The organism is Pseudooceanicola aquaeponti, from assembly GCF_050897975.1.
Taxonomy (GTDB): domain Bacteria; phylum Pseudomonadota; class Alphaproteobacteria; order Rhodobacterales; family Rhodobacteraceae; genus Pseudooceanicola.
Window position 1 is genome coordinate 356,002 of the sequence record NZ_JBPAXY010000005.1, and the last position, 20,117, is coordinate 376,118.

At 66.2% G+C, this 20,117-nt stretch carries 17 protein-coding genes; 6 read left to right on the plus strand and 11 right to left on the minus strand.

The features are described from left to right. Window positions 1-24 precede the first annotated feature (24 nt). From tatB to ACRARE_RS14205, 4 genes are all read right to left on the minus strand, one after another. A complete protein-coding gene (gene tatB, locus ACRARE_RS14190; protein ID WP_432657102.1) occupies window positions 25-702 on the minus strand; it encodes a Sec-independent protein translocase protein TatB in 678 nt (225 codons plus the stop codon). A gap of 7 nt (window positions 703-709) precedes the next feature. Then, window positions 710-925, minus strand: coding sequence for a twin-arginine translocase TatA/TatE family subunit (gene tatA, locus ACRARE_RS14195; protein ID WP_432657103.1), 216 nt, complete (start codon window positions 923-925; stop codon window positions 710-712). Between the two features lie 166 nt (window positions 926-1,091). Further along, window positions 1,092-2,183, minus strand: coding sequence for an ABC transporter ATP-binding protein (locus ACRARE_RS14200; RefSeq protein WP_432657104.1), 1,092 nt, complete (start codon window positions 2,181-2,183; stop codon window positions 1,092-1,094). A gap of 115 nt (window positions 2,184-2,298) precedes the next feature. Next, window positions 2,299-3,078: an SDR family oxidoreductase gene (locus ACRARE_RS14205; RefSeq protein ID WP_432657105.1), complete on the minus strand. Its 780-nt coding sequence runs from the start codon at window positions 3,076-3,078 to the stop codon at window positions 2,299-2,301. Between the two features lie 150 nt (window positions 3,079-3,228). Between ACRARE_RS14205 and ACRARE_RS14210 the strand changes: the two genes are divergently transcribed. From ACRARE_RS14210 to ACRARE_RS14235, 6 genes are all read left to right on the plus strand, one after another. After that, on the plus strand, window positions 3,229-4,281 hold the full coding sequence (locus ACRARE_RS14210) for a Hint domain-containing protein (protein ID WP_432657106.1): 1,053 nt from the start codon (window positions 3,229-3,231) through the stop codon (window positions 4,279-4,281). Window positions 4,282-4,462: 181 nt separating this feature from the next. Beyond that, on the plus strand, window positions 4,463-6,070 hold the full coding sequence (locus ACRARE_RS14215; RefSeq protein WP_432657107.1) for a peptide chain release factor 3: 1,608 nt from the start codon (window positions 4,463-4,465) through the stop codon (window positions 6,068-6,070). Between the two features lie 36 nt (window positions 6,071-6,106). Then, window positions 6,107-7,858 (plus strand): glycosyltransferase family 2 protein, encoded by a 1,752-nt coding sequence (locus ACRARE_RS14220; RefSeq protein WP_432657108.1) that lies wholly within the window; start codon window positions 6,107-6,109, stop codon window positions 7,856-7,858. Then, window positions 7,855-8,817: a glycosyltransferase family 2 protein gene (locus ACRARE_RS14225; protein WP_432657109.1), complete on the plus strand. Its 963-nt coding sequence runs from the start codon at window positions 7,855-7,857 to the stop codon at window positions 8,815-8,817. Before ACRARE_RS14220 ends, ACRARE_RS14225 begins: the two co-directional genes overlap by 4 nt. Before the next feature lie 193 nt (window positions 8,818-9,010). Then, the gene (locus tag ACRARE_RS14230; RefSeq protein ID WP_432657110.1) at window positions 9,011-10,603 is read left to right on the plus strand and encodes a DEAD/DEAH box helicase; all 1,593 of its coding nucleotides are present in this window, start codon (window positions 9,011-9,013) and stop codon (window positions 10,601-10,603) included. Between the two features lie 186 nt (window positions 10,604-10,789). Further along, on the plus strand, window positions 10,790-11,284 hold the full coding sequence (locus tag ACRARE_RS14235; RefSeq protein WP_432657111.1) for a PilZ domain-containing protein: 495 nt from the start codon (window positions 10,790-10,792) through the stop codon (window positions 11,282-11,284). Between the two features lie 51 nt (window positions 11,285-11,335). On the opposite strand, the gene ACRARE_RS14240 is transcribed toward ACRARE_RS14235, so the two are convergent. Genes ACRARE_RS14240 through nuoK form a run of 7 tightly spaced genes read right to left on the minus strand, consistent with a single transcriptional unit; the run spans window position 11,336 to window position 20,016 of the window. Continuing rightward, the gene (locus ACRARE_RS14240) at window positions 11,336-13,009 is read right to left on the minus strand and encodes a ribonuclease J (RefSeq protein WP_432657112.1); all 1,674 of its coding nucleotides are present in this window, start codon (window positions 13,007-13,009) and stop codon (window positions 11,336-11,338) included. After that, on the minus strand, window positions 13,006-13,785 hold the full coding sequence (locus ACRARE_RS14245; RefSeq protein ID WP_432657113.1) for a type III pantothenate kinase: 780 nt from the start codon (window positions 13,783-13,785) through the stop codon (window positions 13,006-13,008). The genes ACRARE_RS14240 and ACRARE_RS14245 overlap by 4 nt, the downstream gene beginning before the upstream one ends. Before the next feature lie 15 nt (window positions 13,786-13,800). After that, the gene (locus ACRARE_RS14250; RefSeq protein WP_432657114.1) at window positions 13,801-14,580 is read right to left on the minus strand and encodes a biotin--[acetyl-CoA-carboxylase] ligase; all 780 of its coding nucleotides are present in this window, start codon (window positions 14,578-14,580) and stop codon (window positions 13,801-13,803) included. Between the two features lie 7 nt (window positions 14,581-14,587). Next, a complete protein-coding gene (gene nuoN, locus ACRARE_RS14255) occupies window positions 14,588-16,024 on the minus strand; it encodes an NADH-quinone oxidoreductase subunit NuoN (protein ID WP_432657115.1) in 1,437 nt (478 codons plus the stop codon). Between the two features lie 17 nt (window positions 16,025-16,041). Next, the gene (locus ACRARE_RS14260) at window positions 16,042-17,598 is read right to left on the minus strand and encodes an NADH-quinone oxidoreductase subunit M (protein ID WP_432657116.1); all 1,557 of its coding nucleotides are present in this window, start codon (window positions 17,596-17,598) and stop codon (window positions 16,042-16,044) included. After that, window positions 17,598-19,706: an NADH-quinone oxidoreductase subunit L gene (nuoL, locus tag ACRARE_RS14265; protein WP_432657117.1), complete on the minus strand. Its 2,109-nt coding sequence runs from the start codon at window positions 19,704-19,706 to the stop codon at window positions 17,598-17,600. The genes ACRARE_RS14260 and nuoL overlap by 1 nt, the downstream gene beginning before the upstream one ends. 4 nt (window positions 19,707-19,710) lie before the next feature. Further along, window positions 19,711-20,016, minus strand: coding sequence for an NADH-quinone oxidoreductase subunit NuoK (nuoK, locus tag ACRARE_RS14270; RefSeq protein WP_010141392.1), 306 nt, complete (start codon window positions 20,014-20,016; stop codon window positions 19,711-19,713). Between the last annotated feature and the right edge of the window lie 101 nt (window positions 20,017-20,117).

The window sequence follows — 20,117 nt, forward strand, 5'->3', positions numbered from 1 at the left end:
AGATGCGCGCGCCCTGCCCCGGCCTTATCCCTTGCGGGTCGGACGGCGGCGGGCGGCGGCGGTGGCGGCCTTGGGGTTGCGGCGCTGCGGGCCCGGCGCGGGCTTGCGCGCGGCGCCTGCGGCGCGCTGGCCGGCGGTCTGGCGCAGGCCCTCGGGCTGCGGCGCCGCCGGGGCGGGCTCGGGCTCGATGCGCAGCGCCTTGGGCGCGGGCACCGGGGCCTTGGGCAGTTCCGGCACCGCCAGGCCCTGGCCGGTGGTCACCTTGGCGGTCTCGCCCGCCGCGGCGGCCTCGGCGTCCAGCCGCGTCTGGGCGGCCTTGGCGGTGGCGGAATGGATCTTCTTGGCGGCCTCGGCGCGCTCTGCCGCCAGCTTGGCGGTTTCGCTGCCCTCTTCCCACTTCAGCGGGTTGGCCGCATCCTTCAGCGGGTTGGCCGCGTCGCGGACCTTGTCGAGCCCGTACTTCGTCGGGTTCGACAGGCCTTTCATCGCGTTGGTGGCGCTTTTCAGGCCGCTGGTGGCCTCTTTGACGCCACTTTCAGCCGCCGCATCCTCCATGGCGCGGGAAAACTCGCGCGCCATGCCACGGGCCTTGCCGACGAATTGCCCGACGGAGCGGAAAAGCCCCGGCAATTCCTTCGGCCCGACCACGATCAGGGCCACGATCCCGACCAGCAGGATCTCGGTGCCACCCATTCCGAACATGGCGCGATCAGGCCTTGTCCTTGGACTCTTCCGGCGTCACGTCGCGCGCCTCGGCGGCCTTCTGCTCTTCGATCTCTTCGGTGCTGTCGTTCACGCCCTTCTTGAAGGCGGTGATCCCCTTGCCGACTTCGCCCATCAGGGACGAAATCTTGCCGCGCCCGAACAGGACCAGCACGACGACGGCGATGAGCAGCAGGCCCATGGGGCCGATGTTGTTCAGCATTTTCAGCTCTCCCCTGGTACGGAGGCCGCGCCCCCTTCAGTGCTAGACTATCTAATCTGTCGCGGGCGGGGTTGAAAGAACCAAAGCACAGGCTGCGGGTATTTTTGCGGCTGCGTGCAGTTTCCGGTCAGGAAATGCCCTGGCCAACCCTCCGGCCCCGGCGGCGTCAGTCGCCGCGCGCAGGAAAGACAAAGCAGCGGTCGCGGCGGATGGCCAGCCACAGGGCCTTGCCGGGCTTGGGCAGAAAGACATTGGGCACCGTGGCCTTCAGGATCGAGCCGTCGTGATCCATGCGGAATTCCACCAGGGATTCGTTGCCCATGAAACGGGCACGTTCCACCACGCCGCGCGCGGGCACCCCGTGTTCCGCCGTGGGCAGGGGCCCGTGGCCGTTGCGGTCAAAGTCGATGCGCAGGTGTTGCGGGCGGATGATGATCTCGACCTCGGCCCCATCGGGCACCCCGGGGGCCAGGAACTGGCCGAAGGGGGTATCGGTCAGCGCCCCTTGAACTTTGCCGCGTATGACGTTGATGTCACTGAAGAAAGCCACCGCTGCCTTGTCGCGCGGCGCGTTGTAGATATTGTAGGGCGCCCCCTGTTGGACGATCCGGCCGCCGCGCATCAGGGCGATCTCGTCGGCCATGCGCATGGCCTCTTCCGGTTCGTGGGTGACCAGCAGGACCGCCGCCCCCTCTTCCTTCAGCACGTCCAGGGTCTGGTCGCGGATCTCGTCGCGCAGGCGGTTGTCGAGGCCCGAGAAGGGCTCGTCCATCAGCATCACCTTGGGGCGCGGCGCCAGGGCGCGGGCCAGGGCGACGCGCTGCTGCTCGCCCCCCGACAGGTGATGCGGATAGCTGTCGATGTGGCGCATCAGATCGACGCGGGTCAGAAGCTCCTCGACCCGGGCGCGCTGTGCGCCCTTGGGTCCGTCCAGACCGAAGGCCACGTTCTGCGCCACGGTCAGATGGGGGAACAGGGCGAAATCCTGGAACATCAGGCCGATGCGGCGGCGTTCGGGCGGGATGCGGAACTGGGTATCGCAGATCAGGCTGCCATCCACGTGGATGGTGCCACTGTCCTGCATCTCGACCCCCGCGATCATCCGCAGCGTGGTGGACTTGCCGCAGCCCGAGGGGCCCAGCAGGCAGGTCACCTGCCCCGGCAGCACCGACAGCGAGACATCCTGCACCACCGCGCGCCCCTCGTAGGACCGGCACAGGTTGCGGATCTCCAGGCGCGGGGTCTGCTGCTCGGGCACTTTGGCTCTTTTCCGATGGATTACGTCAGGTTCCGTCCCGCATAGCAGCCCGCCCCGCCCCGCGCAATCGCGGGCGGGGCGGGCCGTGAGGGGCGGATTGCCTCAGGCGCCGGGCTCAGAAGGTCGAGTTGAAGGCGCCGCCGTCCAGCAGCACGTTCTGACCGATCATGAAGGCCGCATGGGTCGAGCACATGAAGGCGCAGGTCTGGCCGAAGGCCTCGGCGGTGCCATAGGCGCGGGCGGGGATGCCCGCCATGCGGGCCTCGCGCGCCTCTTCCAGGGTGATGCCCTGCTGTTTCACCACGCCCGCATCCAGCGAGGCGGCGCGGTCGGTGTCATGGATCCCGGGCAGCAGGTTGTTGATCACCACCCCATGTGGCGCCACCTGGCGCGCGGTGCCCGCCACATAGCCCGTCAGGCCCGCCCGGGCCGAGTTCGACAGGCCCAGAACGCCAATGGGCGACTTGACCGACTGCGAGGTGATATTGACCACCCGTCCCCAGCCCTGGGTGATCATGCCGGGCAGCTGCGCCTTCATCAGCGCGATCGGCGTCAGCATGTTGGCATCCAGCGCCTTGATGAAATCCTCACGATCCCAATCCGTCCACATGCCGGGGGGCGGGCCGCCCGCGTTGGTCACCAGGATGTCGACCTGGCCCGCCGCCTCCAGCACCTGGGCGCGGCCCTCTTCACTGACGATGTCGGCGGCAATGGCCGTGACCTCGACCCCGTAGGAGGTGCGGATCTCTTCCGCCGTCGCCTCCAGCGCCTCGGCGCCGCGGGCGTTCAGCACCAGATCCACGCCGGCCTCGGCCAGCGCCAGGGCGCAGCCACGCCCCAGCCCCTTGGACGAGGCGGTGACCAGCGCGCGTTTTCCCTTGATTCCCAGATCCATGACGTCGTCCTCCTGTGCTGCGGCAGCGGCTCCATATGTGGTTAACCAACTGGAAACTTTCCGCGAAATGATCCGTTACTTGCCCGTATCCCGCCACAATCGCCGCTTAGGCCTTTCAGCAGGATACAGACCGGAGGTAACCTGAACGCCATGACCCACGTCCCCAGCCAACCGGCTACCGCCATCCCGGTGTTTCTATCCTCCGCGCTTGAAGTCGTCCATGGCGTCAACGAGGGCGACGCCCTGTCCTTTGCCGACGACCTGGTGCCGGATGACATCTACTGGTTCGACGGGCGCGCCGTTCAGGCGCGGATGATGGTCGAGATGCGCACCGATGGCGCCATGCGGGTGGCCGCGGGTTCGCCCACGGGCGAGGCGGGCATGGCGCTGCACCTGGACAGCTGCCTGATCTTCATGTCCCCGGCGGGCGAAACCACCGAGGTGCTGGTGCTGGTCGCCGTGGACGCCGAAGGTGACGTGGACGAGGTCTATGCCCTGCCCCTGGCGCCGCTGGAGCCGCGCCACGACTACCGGCTGGTCGGCATCGACCGCCAGGGCGCGCCGCGCAAGTTCGCCGAAGTGGGCTGCGTCTCTTTCACCCGGGGCACGATGATCACCCTGGCCTCGGGCGCGCAGCGCGCCATCGAGGATCTGCGGGTCGGTGACCGGGTGCTGACCCGCGACGACGGCCCCCAGGAGATCCGCTGGATCGGCCATCAGACCCACCGGGCCACGGGCGAATTCGCCCCCATCGTCATCAAGGCGGGCGTGCTGTCGAACACCGACGACCTGGTGGTCAGCCCCGAACACCGCCTGTTCATCTATCAGCGCCAGGACCGCCTGGGCCTGGGCCATAAGGAGGTGCTGGTGCGTGCCCGCCACCTGGTCAATGGCGAGACGATCTATCGCCAGGACGGCGGCTTCGTGGACTATTTCCAGCTGCTGTTCGACCGCCACGAGATCATCTATGCGGAAGGCATCGCCGCCGAGACCCTGTTGCTGGACACCCGCACCATGGCCGCCCTGCCGCCCGAGCTGGACCCGGAACTGGGCCGAGTGCTGCAAAACGCCCTGCCCCATCATGCCGACCAGGCGCGGCTGCGCTACGAGGTGACGCCCAAGGCGCTTGACCGGCCCGATGCGCTGGAGCTGCTGCGCGACGCGCTGCGCGGGGTGACGCCCGCGTCTGACCGGCGGCACTGATCGCAGCGTCGGTGGGGCGGCTCTGCCCCCCTTGAGCCTGCGGCTCAATTCCCCCCCGGGATATTTCTGGCCAGCAAATAGGGCTAAGGGGGCGTGCGCCCTTTGTCCGCCGGGCGCGCGAGAGGCCCCGGGGGTGTGCTGCGCGCTTGCCCTTTTGCCGATCCCTGATATACGCCGCCTCATGCTGGATACCGCTTCGAACCGCCCCCAATTGCCGCCCGAGATCGCCCGGCGCCGGACCTTCGCCATCATCTCTCACCCGGATGCCGGGAAGACGACCCTGACGGAAAAGTTCCTGCTGTACGGCGGTGCCATTCAGATGGCCGGTCAGGTGCGCGCCAAGGGCGAGGCGCGGCGCACGCGGTCGGACTTCATGCAGATGGAAAAGGACCGGGGCATTTCCGTTTCCGCCTCGGCCATGTCGTTTGATTTCAAGACCTTCCGCTTTAACCTGGTGGATACCCCCGGCCACAGCGACTTTTCCGAGGACACCTATCGCACCCTGACGGCGGTGGATGCGGCGATCATGGTGATCGACGGGGCCAAGGGGGTGGAAAGCCAGACCCAGAAGCTGTTCGAGGTCTGCCGGCTGCGCGATCTGCCGATCCTGACCTTCTGCAACAAGATGGACCGCGAAAGCCGCGAGGTCTTCGACATCATCGACGAGATCCAGGAGAACCTGGCGATCGACGTGACGCCGGCCAGCTGGCCCATCGGCATGGGGCGCGAGTTCCTGGGCTGTTACGACATGCTGAACGACCGGCTGGAGCTGATGGACCGGGCCGACCGCAACAAGGTGGCCGAGTCGATCCAGATCAACGGGCTGGACGATCCGAAACTGGCAGACCATGTGCCCGCCGCCCTGCTGGAGAAGCTGCGCGAAGAGGTCGAGATGGCGCGCGAGCTGCTGCCGCCGCTGGACCGCCAGGCACTGCTGGAAGGGACGCTGACCCCGATCTGGTTCGGCTCCGCCATCAACTCCTTCGGGGTGAAGGAACTGATGGAGGGCATCGGCACCTATGGCCCCGAGCCGCAGATCCAGGCGGCCGAGCCGCGCCAGATCGCGCCCGAGGAAACCAAGGTCACGGGCTTTGTCTTCAAGGTGCAGGCCAATATGGACCCCAAGCACCGCGACCGGGTGGCCTTCGTGCGCATGGCGTCGGGCCATTTCAAGCGCGGGATGAAGCTGACCCATGTGCGCACCAAGAAACCCATGGCGATTTCCAACCCCGTGCTCTTCCTGGCCTCGGACCGGGAACTGGCCGAGGAGGCCTGGGCGGGGGACATCATCGGCATTCCCAACCACGGCCAGCTGCGCATCGGCGACACGCTGACCGAGGGCGAGGCGCTGCGCGTCAGCGGCATTCCGTCCTTCGCGCCCGAGCTGCTGCAAGGGGTGCGCGCGGGTGACCCGCTGAAGGCCAAGCACCTGGAAAAGGCGCTGATGCAGTTCGCCGAAGAAGGCGCGGCAAAGGTCTTCAAACCGGCCATCGGCTCTGGCTTTATCGTGGGCGTCGTGGGGGCGCTGCAATTCGAGGTGCTGGGCAGCCGGATCGAGCTGGAATACGGCCTGCCGGTGCGCTTCGAGCCGTCGCAGTTCACCTCGGCCCGCTGGGTTAAGGGTGACCGCCAAGCCATTGACAAGTTTGTTAATACCAACAAACAGCACATCTCTTACGACCATGACGGCGACGTGGTGTACCTGACCCGTCTGCAATGGGATATCGACCGCGTCGAACGCGATTATCCCGACATCACCCTGACGGCGACGAAAGAGATGATGGTCTGACTTGCGGCGGAGCCGCCCAATGGGCATTGTCGCCCCATGAGCGGCTCCTCGACATATGGCGGTTTTCGCCGGGTTCTGACCCAGATGGAGGGCCGCCGCGCCCCCATGACCTTTGGCCCCGGCGAGGCGCTGCCGCCTGCCGACCTGAATTTCAAGCCCCTGAAAACCCGGCTGGTGCGCCCGATCGAAGAGCCCTTCCGCTCGTCCGACAGCACCTTTGCCTACAAGCTGCGCGAGCTGTCGGCCCAGTTCGAGGGCCAGCCAGAGCTGCTGGCCCTGCACGGGCTGTTGATCGCCAACCTGCGGCGCCGCGACCAGCCGCCGCAGACCGCGCCGCTGTTCCTGAGGATGTGGCGCGAAGAGCCTGAATTCCTTCTGGAAAACCTGGATGCGCGCTGGCTGGTTTCGGCCATCACCACCTTTGCCGACCATGGCGAGACAGAGGTGCAGCGGCGGCTTGGCCATGCCCTGATGGTGCTGTTTTCTACCATCAAGCTGTATGAAACCGAACGGCTGCATTCCGGCGCCGAACCCTGGGAAGCCTTCACCGAGATCCGCAAGCGGCCCCGCCGCCTGGCCTTGGAGATGGACCCCTATGCGATCCATTCCGGCGGGCTGGACGTCAACATGCTGGGGCGGCTGTGGCAGGACGCCTCGCAGGATGCGGTGATCTGGCCCCTGGCACAGCGCCTGTTGCTGCTGCTGGACGCCGACGACCGCTCGGTCTTTCGCCGCTTCAAGCTGATGCGCGAGGCGCGACAGACGAAGGCGGCGCGCGAGGGCAAGAAGCTGTTCGAGATCAAGCGCGCCCAGGATCCCGACCGCGCCGCGCCAACCACCGGGCTGCGCATCGAACACGACCCGCACAGGATCCGCTGGGGCATCGTGGCCACGGTGAAGGCGCCGCTGGCGCAGATCGCCCGCTTCGTCGCCTATCACCTGGAAGAGGGGGCGGCGCGGATCGACCTCTACCTCGATGCGCCGGACCCCGCCGTGGCGGCCTTTTTCGCCGCCGAGCCGCGGGTCGAGGTCATCCAATGCGACGAGGCCTATTGGCAGTCCACCGGCAAGCCCCGCCCCGAGACGCACCAGCAACGCCAGGCCCATAACGCCACCCGCGCCTACCGCGCGTCACAGCTGGATTTCCTGGCCCATATCGACGTCGATGAATTCCTGATGCCGCCGCAGCCCATGCAAACGGTGCTGGCTCATCTGCCCGACAAGGTCGCCGTGCTGAAGATCCGCCCGGCCGAGCTGTTGGCCGGGTCCGAACGGCATTTCAAGCTGACCGACCGCGAGGCGGGGCACGAGAAATACGCCCTGGCCGCCGTCTATCCGACCTTCGGCGCCCATCTGAAGGGCGGCTTCATCAGTCATGTCAGCGGCAAGTCGATCGCCCGCACCGGCCTGGCCGACGTGCGCCTGGGGATCCATCACCTGACCCTGAACGGCAACCAGGTGCAGAACCGCGCCATCCTTCTGGGCGGCTATGTGGGCCATGCCCATGTGCGGTCCTGGGCCGAGTTCCGCGACAAGCTGGATTTCCGCCTGACCCAAGGCTCCTACCGCAAGAAGGACGACAAGTTCGGCCTCTATGACGTGGTGGAATTCCTGCGCGACAGCGAGGGCGAGACCGGGTTGCACCAGCTTTTCGAAGAGGTCTGCGCCGATACGCCCGAGCTGCGCGAGCGGCTGACCCAATACGGGATGCTGTTGACCCGCGATCTGGATCTGGACGCCTGCTGTCGCCGGGTCTTCGGCCAGTTGCCCGAGGAGCTGCCCGCATGAGCGACAGCTGGGCCGTGGTCGCCACCGTCAAGGCGCCGGTCGTCGAGGTGCTGAACTTTGCCGCCTGGCACCTGGAGCTGGGGGCGAAACAGCTGCACATCTACCTCGATGACCCAGAGGATCCGGCCTATCCTCTGCTGAAGGCCCACCCGAGGATCCGCGCGGTGCAATGCGACAGCCGCTATTGGCGCCGCCGCGCCCGCGAGGGCCGGCCCGACAAGCACCAGATGCGCCAGACCCTGAACGCCAGCCATTGCTACAACGCCAAGAACCGCCACGCCTGGCTGGCCCATATCGACGTGGATGAATTCCTGCTGCCCGAGGGGGATCTGGGCCAGATCCTGGCCGCCCTGCCCACCACGGCCCTGTCGGCCCGGATGCGCCCGATGGAGGTTCTGGCGCCCCCCGACGGCGCCCCCGCCAGCGCCCTGGTGCGGCTGCGGGCCTTTGCCCTGCCCCTAGAACAGCGGCACGCGGAAACCGAAGCCGTCTATCCCGAATTCGGCCCCTATCTGAACGGCGGGATGCTGTCGCATGTGGCGGGAAAGCTTTTCGTGCGAAAGGGTTTGCCCGATGTGCGCTTTCGCATTCACCGGGTGCTAAGCGCGGGAGAGGCCGATCCCGGCCAGCAGGAACTCCCCCAGGTGCCGGTGGCGCATTTCCATGCCACCTCCTGGGCCGACTGGCTGAGCCATTACCGCTTTCGCCTGGCCCGGGGCGCCTATCGGTCGGAACTGAAACCCATGCGCCCGGCCTTTTCCGACTCGGTCAACCTGCACACGCTGCTGTCGACCCTGGAGGACAGCGAGGGAGAGCGCGGGCTGCGCCGCTTCTTCGACGAGGTCTGCGCCGATACCCCCGCCCTGCGCCAGCGGCTGATGACGGCGGGCCTGCTGCGCGAGGCGGTGATGGATTTCCCTCGCCTGCGGGCGGCGCATTTCCCCAAGGCGGGCCTCTGAACCGGGCCAGAGCGCAGCTGAAACCCTTTGTTTCGTGTCAGAGCCCGCCGCAAGGCCCCACGCTCGTTGACGTTTTGGCCATTCTGAGGTATGCCCCGCCTCGTAAATCGCGCCTTTGTGAGGGGCGGGGGGCTTTCGCCCCTGTGACGTTAGACGCTGCGGGCCGGGACGTGTCCGTATAGATCGGATACAAATGACCAAGTTCTCTGACCTCGACCTGGACCCGAAGGTCCTGAAAGCCATTGCTGATGCGGGCTATGAAACCCCCACGCCGATCCAGGCCGGGGCGATTCCCCATGCGCTGAAAGGCAAGGACGTGCTGGGCATCGCCCAGACCGGCACCGGCAAGACCGCCTCTTTCACCCTGCCGATGATCACCCGCCTGGCCAAGGGCCGTGCCCGGGCCCGGATGCCGCGCTCGCTGGTGCTGTGCCCGACGCGGGAACTGGCCGCCCAGGTGGCCGAGAACTTCGACCAGTACACCAAGTACATGAAGCTGACCAAGGCGCTGCTGATCGGCGGCGTCTCGTTCAAGGAGCAGGACGCGCTGATCGACCGGGGTGTCGACGTGCTGATCGCCACCCCCGGCCGCCTGCTGGACCATTTCGAACGTGGCAAGCTGCTGCTGACCGGCGTCGAGGTGATGGTGGTGGACGAAGCCGACCGGATGCTCGACATGGGCTTCATCCCCGACATCGAACGCATCTTCTCGCTGACGCCCTTCACCCGGCAGACGCTGTTCTTCTCGGCCACCATGGCCCCCGAGATCGAACGCATTACCAACACCTTCCTCTCCGCGCCCGAGCGGATCGAGGTTGCCCGCCAGGCCACCACCGGCGAGAACATCGAGCAATCGGTGGTGATGTACAAACCCAGCCGCAAGGACCGCGAGGGCAGCGAGAAGCGCCGCATCCTGCGCCAGCTGATCGACATGGAAGGCGACAGCCTGACCAACGCCATCATCTTCTGCAACCGCAAGACCGATGTCGACGTCACCGCCAAGTCACTGAAGAAATACGGCTATGACGCCGCGCCGATCCATGGCGACCTGGACCAGTCGCAGCGGATGCGCACCCTGGACGGTTTCCGCGATGGCTCGCTGAAGATCCTGGTGGCCTCGGATGTGGCCGCGCGCGGTCTGGACGTGCCCTCGGTGTCGCACGTCTTCAACTTCGACGTGCCGTCCCATTCCGAGGACTATGTGCACCGCATCGGCCGCACCGGCCGCGCCGGGCGCAAGGGCAAGGCGGTGATGATCTGCGTGCCCCGCGACGAGAAGAACCTGGCGGATATCGAGGCCCTGGTGGCCCGCGAAATCCCGCGCCTGGAGCTGCCCGGCGTGAAGGCGGCCCCGGCGGCCAAACCCGAGGCCCCGGAGGCGGCCAGTGACGAGGCGAAAGAGGCCAAGTCCTCGTCGCGGTCGCGCTCGCGCACCCGGTCGCGCAAGCCCAAGGAAGATCAGGCCCCCGAGGCCGTGGCAGAGACTGCCGCCGTGGCGCCGAAGGCGGCCGAGAAGGCCCCCGCCCCCGCCCGCGCCGAGAAGCCCGAGAGCCGCGCCGAGGCCAAGCCCGAACAACGGGCCGAGCGTAATGACAGCCGCAGCGACAGCCGCAGCAACGACCGGAACGACAACCGGGGCGACAGCAACAAGGGCGGCTCGGACCGCTCGCGCAGCTCCTCCTCGCGCAGCGGCAAGGGCCGTGGCAACGAAAAGGTCGTGGTCGGCATGGGCGATCACCTGCCCAGCTTCATCGCCCTGTCCTTCGACGAGCGCCGCGCGGGCTGATCCCCGCCGCAGCCGGACAGACAGATCAAGGGCCGCCCCCAGGGGCGGCCCTTTTCCGTGGGGCCTGCCCCCTGCCCGCCTTGTCCACGGGTCCGGCGAATTGCAGCGGCTTTACGCCCCGCTCTTCAGGGAAAGGTAACCCCTGCCCCCAATGCTGCGGCCCGGGGGATTGGGAAAGGCCATGGGATGAGCATTGTCGTTGCACCACAGAACCTGCTGACCCGGCGGCGGCATCCGCGCTATCCGCTGCGCCGCCCCTGCGTGCTGACGCTGGGCGATCAGACCGTCTCGGCCATGCTGGTGGATATTTCGCTGGGCGGCGCCGGGGTCTGCCTGCCCATGCATGTGGCCAACTACGGCAGCGCCCAGGGCCGGTTCGACCGTATGCGCTTTCGGTTGGAGGATGTGGGCCATTTCCGCGCCGCCCTGCGCTGGTCCTCGGACCGGCGTCTGGGGGTCGAGTTCGCCCCGACCGCGCATCGCGCCCCCGGCCTGCTGGCCCTGCTGACCCGGCTGGAGGCCGTCCATGCGGGCGAGCCCCCCCTGGAAACCGCTGGCGATGATCCAGATTTCGGCCGCGTTCTGGCGCGCGGCCGTGGCAGCACCGGGGCCGCCGAGGCGGCGCAGCTGGCCCGCGCCGCATTGCTGCGGCGAGAGCTGCCCAGGCTGCCCGCCCCCTGAACCCCAGGCCGCCGCAGGCGACCCGAGCCGTCAGGGAAGCGCAGCCGTCGCTCAGGCCGTCAGGCGCGAGACGACGACGGTCACTTCGGGCTTCTTGCCGATCTCGTCATTGGCCGAGTTGCGCACGATGCGGCGCAGGGCCTCTTCCAGCTTGTCATCGTCGCGCAGGGTCTTGGCATCTGCGCGGCCCAGGAACTGACTGAGGTCATGTTCCAGGATGTCCGACAGGGGCGACTTGGACTTGCCCACTTCCGGCAGACCCATCAGGTCGCACCAGGGATCGCCCAGGGGCTCGTCCTGCTCGTCCAGCACGGCGGTAACGGTGACATGGCCGTTCAGGGCCATGCGGATCCGGTCGCGCACGATCCCGTCGAGGAAGCCGATCTGCACCGAGCCGTCCAGATAGGTGCGGCCCGTCTCGATATGCTCGACCACCTTCGGCGCATTGCCCGACAGGTCCAGCATCATGCCGTTCACACAGACCTCGGCCCCACGACCGGCGGCCATGGCGATCTTGGCGTGCTCGCGCAGGTGACGGTGCTCGCCGTGCATCGGGATCACCATCTGCGGATTGGTCACGCGGTGCATCGTCTCCAGGTCCGGGCGGTTGGCGTGGCCCGAAACGTGGTAGCGGCCCGAGCTGTCATCGACGATGTCGACGCCAATCTCGCTGAGCTGGTTCATGATGGCGATGACGCCCTTCTCGTTGCCCGGGATAGTCTTGGACGAGAAGAGGAACAGATCGCCCTCTTTCAGCGTCAGACCATGGTGCTTGCCCCGGGCCAGCTGGGCCGAGGCGGCGCGGCGTTCGCCCTGGCTGCCGGTGACCAGCAGCATCAGGTTCTCGCGCGGGATGTCGCGGGCCTCTTCCGGGCTGACCACGGTGGGGAAGCGCGACAGCACGCCGGTTTCCAGCCCGGCCTCGACCATGCGGCGCATGGCGCGGCCCATCAGGCAGATCGAGCGACCGGCGCGTTCGGCGGCCTCGGCCAAGGTCTTCACCCGTGCCACGTTAGAGGCAAAGGTGGTGGCGATGACCATATACTTGGCCTCGGCGATCAGCTTTTCGACCTCGGGGCCGACCTCGGCCTCGGAGCGGCCGGGGTTGGGGCTGAAGACGTTCGTGCTGTCGCAGACCAGCGCCTTGACGCCGCCCTTGGCGACCTCACCCCAAAGATCGGGATCCCAGGCCTCGCCGACCAGCGGGTTCGGGTCCAGCTTGAAATCGCCGGTGTGCAGCACGCGGCCCTCGTTGGTGTCGATCACCAGGCCCGAGCTTTCGGGGATGGAATGCGAGATCGGCAGGAAGCCCACGGTGAAGGGACCCAGCTTCACCTGCTCGGGCCAGGCCGAGACGGTGGTGACGGCCTCGGGGCCGACGCCGTATTCCGACAGCTTGCCCCGGGCGATATTGGCGGTGAAGGCACGGGCGAAGATCCGGGGCTGGCCCAGGCGCTCGTACAGGTGGCCAACGGCGCCCACGTGGTCTTCGTGGGCATGGGTGATGAACACCCCTTCCAGGCGGTCGCGGTTCTGTTCCAGCCAGGTGACATCGGCAAAGATCAGATCCACCCCCGGCGTGGTGTCCATGTCCGGAAAGGCGACGCCCATGTCGACCAGGATCAGCCGTTCCTGCCCGGGTTCGCCGTAGCCGTAGACATAGGCGTTCATGCCGATTTCGCCGGCGCCGCCCAGAGGCAGGTAGATCAGCCGTTCGTTGCTCATGCGGTCCCCAATGACTGGTTATGATCGTGGATGATCCTGAGGCCGTGGATGGTCAGGAACTCATCAAAATGGTCGAACAGCGTATCGCCCTGCTGGAACAGGGGTGCAAGCCCCCCGGTCGAGATAATCCGCATGGGCCGGTCATATTCGCCCTTGATCCGGTCGCAAATGCCCCGAACCAGGCCCACATAGCCCCAGAACACCCCGCTTTGCATACAGGCCACGGTGTTGGTGCCGATCACCTTCTGCGGCTTGGTCACGTCCACATGGGGCAGCGCGGCGGCGGCCTCGTGCAGGGCCTGAAGCGACAGGTTGACGCCGGGCGCGATGACGCCGCCCACATAGGCGCCGTCCTGGCTGACCACGTCAAAGGTGGTGGCGGTGCCGAAGTCCACCACGATCAGGTCGCCGCCGTAGCGGTCATAGGCGCCCGCCGCATTGACCAGACGGTCGGGGCCGACCTGGGTGCCCTCGTCCACGCGCGGTTCCACCGGCAGGGCGCATTCGGGCTTGCCCACCACCAGCGGACGGCAGTTGAAATAGCGATCCGCCAGGACGCGCAGGTTGAAGACCACGCGCGGCACGGTGGACGAGATGATCACCGCGTTGATGTCCATCGGGATCTTGTTGTGCGCCAGCAGGGTGGACAGCCAGACGTAATACTGGTCCGCCGTGCGCTGATGTTCGGTGGACGTGCGCAGCGTGCAGAGGAACTCGGTCCCATTCCAGATGGAAAAGACGGTGTTCGTATTGCCGCAGTCGATAGCCAGAAGCATGGGTTTCCTCCCCCCTCAGCCGGTGCTGCCAGGGCCGAAATGGATATCGGCCGCGGCCACCGCATGGCGTTTGCCGCCGGTGGAAAGCACAAGTTGCCCCTGCGCGTCCACTGTTTCGAAGATGCCGGTCAGGTCGTGGGTGCCGAAACGTGCCGTCACCTCTTCCCCCAGACGGGCGGCCCGGGCCAGCCAGGCGTCGCGCACCGGCGCGAAACCCCGGGTGGTCAGCACCGCTTCCCAATGGGCATGGGCGGGGGCCAGGGCCTCCAGCATCTCTTCCGGGTTCACCAGGGCGCCCAGTTCGCCCGCCAGCGAGACGGGCCGCAGGGCGCGCGCCTCGACCTCGCCCGCGTCAGGGGCCTGGGCCAGGTTGATCCCGATGCCGATGTTCAGCGCCGCCGGGCGATTGCCCCGGCTCAGCGTCTCCAGCAGGATCCCGGCCAGCTTGCCGCCATGCAGCAGCACGTCATTGGGCCATTTCAGCGCAAAGGCCTCGGCCCGGCCGGTCAGGGTGACCAGCGCGTCATGCAGGGCCAGGGATGTGGTGAAGCTGCGCAGGGCCATGTCCTGCGGCCCGGCCTGAAGCGGCAGCACCAGCGAGGCGGCGAAATTGCCCTTGGGGTGCACCCAGGGCCGCCCCCGTCGCCCGCGCGCCGCCGTCTGATCCAGCGCCAGGATCCAAAGCGGAGAGGCCAGACCCGCGGCAAAGCGGGTTCTGGCCTCGTCCAAAGTCGATGTGGTCTGGGCCAGGACCACCCGGTCGATGCCGGATGGCCAGCCGTTCTGCGCCGTCACGTTAGGCTCAGTTCACCAGGGCGAGCGAGGCGGCCTGGGCCATGCCCTCGATCCCGAAGAGGTTCACCACGCCCAGAAGCATGATCGCGGCAGAGGCCATGAGGAAGCCCCAGAGGATGGCGCCCTTGGGCTTGTCCAGCGGCTCTTCCGCCTCGCCGAAGTACATGAAGTAGACGATGCGCAGATAGTAGAAGGCACCGATGACCGAGGCGACCACGCCCAGCACCGCCAGCCACACCAGGCCCGCGTCATAGGCGGCGCGCAGCACGTAGAACTTACCGAAGAAGCCAACCAGCGGCGGCACGCCTGCCAGGCTGAACATCAGGATCAGCAGCGCCAGGGCGCGGGCCGGATAGGCGGTCGAATACATCTTCAGCGAAGAGATGTCGGTGACGGGCTGACCGTCGCGTTCCATGGTCAGGATGAAGGCGAAGACGCCGATGTTCATCACGATGTAAATCGCCATGTAGATCAGCATCGCCTGCACGCCAAAGGCGGTGCCCGCGGCCAGGCCCATCAGGGCAAAGCCCATGTGGGTGATCGAGGAATAGGCCATCAGACGCTTGATGTTGGTCTGGCCGATGGCGGCGATCGAGCCCAGGAACATGGACAGCACGGCGATCAGCGCGATGACCTGCTGCCAGTCGGCGACGATGCCGCCGAAGGCCGAATGGGTCACCCGGGCAAACAGCGCCATGGCGGCCACCTTCGGCGCAGTGGCGAAGAAGGCCGTGATCGGGGTCGGCGCGCCCTCGTAGACGTCCGGCGTCCACATGTGGAAGGGCACGGCCGAGACCTTGAAGGACAGACCGGCGATCATGAAGACCAGACCGAAGAGCAGGCCCAGGGGCGCGCGGCCCTCGCCTGCGGCCTGGATGATGCCCGAAAACAGCGTGGTGCCCGAGAAGCCGTAGACCAGCGAGGCGCCGTACAGCAGCATCCCCGAGCTGAGCGAGCCCAGCACGAAGTACTTCAGGCCGGATTCCGTCGACTTCACGCTGTCACGGCGCAGCGAGGCCACGACGTACAGCGCCAGCGACATCAGTTCGAGGCCCATGTAGAGCACGATCAGGTCGCCGGCCGAGACCATGACCATCATGCCGAGGACCGCCAGGGCCACCAGCACGGGGTATTCGAAGTTGGTCACCTTGCGGCGTGCCAGGTAGTCCTGCCCCATCACCAGCACCGCGGCGGCGGAGAAGAGCACCGCCACCTTGGCGAACTTGGCGAAACCATCGGCGTGGAACGAGCCGCCGAAGGCCAGCTCGGACACGTCGCGGGCCGCGATCCACAGACCCAGCAGGACGAAGACCAGCGCGGTCAGCCAGGTCAGCGGCGCCGTCAGCTTGTCCTTGCCGGTGTAGACCACCCCGACAAGCGCCAGCATCGCGTAGAGTGCCAGAAGGATCTCCGGCAGGATGACGTTCAGATCAGCCTGAAGCATTGTCTCTTGGCCTCCGGTTAGTGCGATGCGGCCACGGTAGCGCCGTGATCGCCCAGGCGATCCGCCGCTGCCAGCGCGGTTTCATGATTGTCGACGAGCAGCTCGACCGAGGGGCCGATGATGTCCGTCACGAGGCTGGGGTAGATCCCCAGCAGGATGGTCATGGCGACCAGCGGAGCAAAGATCCACTTCTCGCGCGCCTTCATGTCGGTGATCGACTTCAGGCTTTCCTTGATCAGGTCGCCCATGACGACCCGACGGTAGAGATACAGCGCATAGGCCGCCGAGAAGATCACGCCGGTCGCGGCGATCAGGGCGATCCAGGTATTGGCCTGGAAGGCGCCCATCAGGGTCAGGAATTCACCCACGAAGCCCGAGGTGCCCGGCAGGCCGACGTTGGCCATGGTGAAGAACATGAAGATCAGCGCATAGGCCGGCATCCGGTTCACCAGGCCGCCGTAGGCGTCGATGTCGCGGGTGTGCATCCGATCGTAGATCACGCCCACGCAGAGGAACAGCGCGCCCGAGATGAAGCCGTGCGACAGCATCTGGAAGATGGCGCCGTCCAGGCCCTGCTGGTTGACCGAGAAGATCCCCATGGTCACGTACCCCATGTGCGCGACCGAGGAATAGGCGATCAGCTTCTTCATGTCTTCCTGCACCAGCGCCACCAGCGAGGTGTAGACGATCGCGATGGCCGAGATCGCCAGGATGAAGGTGCCCATCACATCGGCGCCCACCGGGAACATCGGCAGCGAGAAGCGCAGGAAGCCGTAGCCGCCCATCTTCAGCAGAATGGCCGCCAGGATGACCGAGCCTGCGGTCGGCGCCTGAACGTGGGCGTCGGGCAGCCAGGTATGCACCGGCCACATGGGCATTTTCACCGCGAAGCTGGCGAAGAAGGCCAGGAACAGCAGCGTCTGCATCCCGCCGGTGATGGTCATGCCCAGCACGGTGACCGGCGACGAGCTGAACTCGTGCGTCATCAGCGTCGGGATGTCGGTGGTGCCCGCGTCGGCGAACATCGCCACCATCGCGACCAGCATCAGGACCGAGCCCAGGAAGGTGTAGAGGAAGAACTTGAACGAGGCATAGATGCGGTTCTTGCCGCCCCAGATGCCGATGATCAGGAACATCGGGATCAGCGAGGCCTCGAAGAAGAGGTAGAACAGCACCAGGTCCAGCGCCATGAAGACGCCCAGCATCAGCGTCTCAAGCAGCAGGAAGGCGATCATGTATTCCTTGACGCGCTTGTCCACTTCCCAGGACGACCAGATGGTCAGCGGCATGACGAAGGTCGTCAGCAGCACGAAGAGGACCGAGATCCCGTCGACGCCCATCTTGTATTTCAGGCCCAGAAGCCAGTCGCGTTCCTCGACGAACTGCATTCCGGTGTCCGCCGGATCGAAGCCCGCCAAGATGAAGAGCGACACCAGGAAGGTCAGCGTGGTGGCGATCAGCGCCACCCATTTGGCATTGCGCTGAGCCGCCTTGTCCTCACCCCGCAGGAACACGCCCAGGATCACCGCGGCGATCGCGGGCATGAAGGTGACGATGGAGAGAAGATTGCTCATTATTCGGCCCCTCCGGTCATCGTCATCCAGGTCACGAAGACCGCGATGCCAATGACCATGGCAAATGCGTAGGTGAAGATGTAGCCGGACTGCGCGCGACCAGCGAGGCGGGTGAAGAAGGGGATGATCCCCATGGCCAGCCCGTTGATCCCGCCGTCGACGATCTTGCCGTCACCGCCCTTCCAGAACAGGCGACCGATCCACAGGGCCGGACGCACGAAGATAAAGTTGTAGATCTCGTCAAAGTACCACTTGTTCAGCAGGAACAGGTACAGCGGCCGGTTCACCTCGGCCACGCGGGCCGGCAGGCTCGGCTGCTTGATGTACATGACCCAGGCGGTGACGAAACCGATCAGCATCGCGACGAAGGGGCTGACCTTGACCCAGGTGGGGGCATGGTGCGCCTCGTCCATGACGTGGTTGTCGGCCGAGATGTAGATCGCGCCCTGGGGCGCCGTGCCCGTGGCGACCGCGTGGTCGCCTTCGGCGGCGGCGCCGTGGCCCGCATCGGCGGTGGCGTGCTCTTCGGTCGCGACCGCGCCCTCTTCGCTATGGCCTTCCGCGCTGGCTTCGGCGTGGTGCGGCATCCCGAAGAACTCGGTCACCTTGTCATGGTCGCCGAAGAACGGCGCGTACCACAGCATCCCGGCAAAGATCGCGCCCAGGGACAGGACCCCCAGCGGGATCAGCATGACGGTCGGGCTTTCATGGGCGTGTTCGTGGGTATGCTTGTCGCCCTTCTGCGGACCGTAGAAGGTCATGAACATCAGGCGCCAGGAATAGAACGAGGTGAACAGCGCGGCGATGACCAGCATCCAGAAGGCATAGCCGCCCTGGGTGCCCGCCCAGGCGCTTTCGATGATCGCATCCTTCGACAGGAAGCCCGCAAAGCCGATGTGGGTCAGCGGAATACCGACGCCGGTGATGGCCAGGGTGCCGATCATCATCGCCCAGAAGGTATAGGGGATCTTCTTGCGCAGGGCGCCGTAGTTCCGCATGTCCTGTTCGTGGTGCATCGCGTGGATGACCGAACCGGCGCCGAGGAACAGCATCGCCTTGAAGAAGGCGTGGGTCAGCAGGTGGAACATGGCGGCGGAATAGACGCCGACGCCCGCGGCCACGAACATGTAGCCCAGCTGGGAACAGGTCGAATAGGCGATGACGCGCTTGATGTCGTTCTGCACCAGGCCGACGGTGGCGGCGAAGAAGGCGGTGGTGGCGCCGATGAAGGTGATCAGCGCCATGGTGTCGGGCGCATATTCCATCAGCGGCGACATGCGGCAGATCATGAAGACACCGGCGGTCACCATGGTGGCGGCGTGGATCAGCGCCGACACCGGGGTCGGGCCTTCCATCGCGTCCGGCAGCCAGGTGTGCAGGAACAGCTGCGCCGATTTACCCGCCGCGCCGATGAACAGCAGGAAGGCAATCAGGTTGGCCGCGTTCCAGTCGCGCCACAGGAAATGCAGGGTCGTCTCGCCCAGGGTCGCGCCCGAGGCAAAGATCACGTCCAGCGAGATGCTGTCGGTGAGGAAGAACAGCGCCATGATGCCGAGGATGAAACCGAAGTCACCGACCCGGTTCACCACGAAGGCCTTCATGGCGGCGGCACCGGCCGAGGGTTTCTTGTAGTAGAAACCGATCAGCAGGTAAGAGGCCACGCCCACGCCTTCCCAGCCGAAGAACATCTGCACCAGGTTGTCCGAGGTCACCAGCGACAGCATCGCGAAGGTGAAGAAGGACAGGTAGGCGAAGAAGCGGGGGCGGTATTCCTCGCCCTCTTTGAAGTTCTCGTCATGCGCCATGTAGCCGAAGCTGTAGAGGTGCACGAGGGCCGAAACCGTGGTGACCACGATCAGCATGATGGTGGTCAGACGGTCGACGCGCACCCCCCAGGAGGTGAACAGCGAGCCGCTTTCGATCCAGCGCAGGATCTCGACGTGCTGGGTCTCGGCGGGGGTGTTGAAGAAGGTGATCCAGCTGAGCAGGCAGACCAGGAACAGAACGCCGGTCGTGAGGATCTGCGCGCCCTTCACGCCGATCAACCGCCAGCCGAAGCCGGCGATGATGGCGCTGGCAAGCGGCGCAAGAAGAATGATGGGGACCATGGGCTCAGCCTTTCATCACGTTGACGTCTTCCACGGCGATGGTGCCGCGGTTGCGGAAGAAACAGACGAGAATGGCAAGCCCGATCGCCGCCTCCGCCGCGGCCACCGTCAGAACGAAGAGCGTGAAGACCTGACCGGCGAGGTCGCCCAGGAAGCTGGAGAAGGCCACCAGGTTGATGTTCACCGACAGCAGGATAAGCTCGATGCTCATCAGCAGGATGATCACGTTCTTCCGGTTCAGGAAGATCCCGAAGATCCCGATGACGAACAGCGCCGCCGCCACCGTGAGGTAATGTTCGATTCCGATCATCCGCGGTCTCCTTTTGCTTTCGGTCCCGCCTTGCAGCCCTTGGCGAGGCCAACGGTGACGGGCAGGAAGACGCCCGCAAAAATGATGGCTATCCAGCTGGC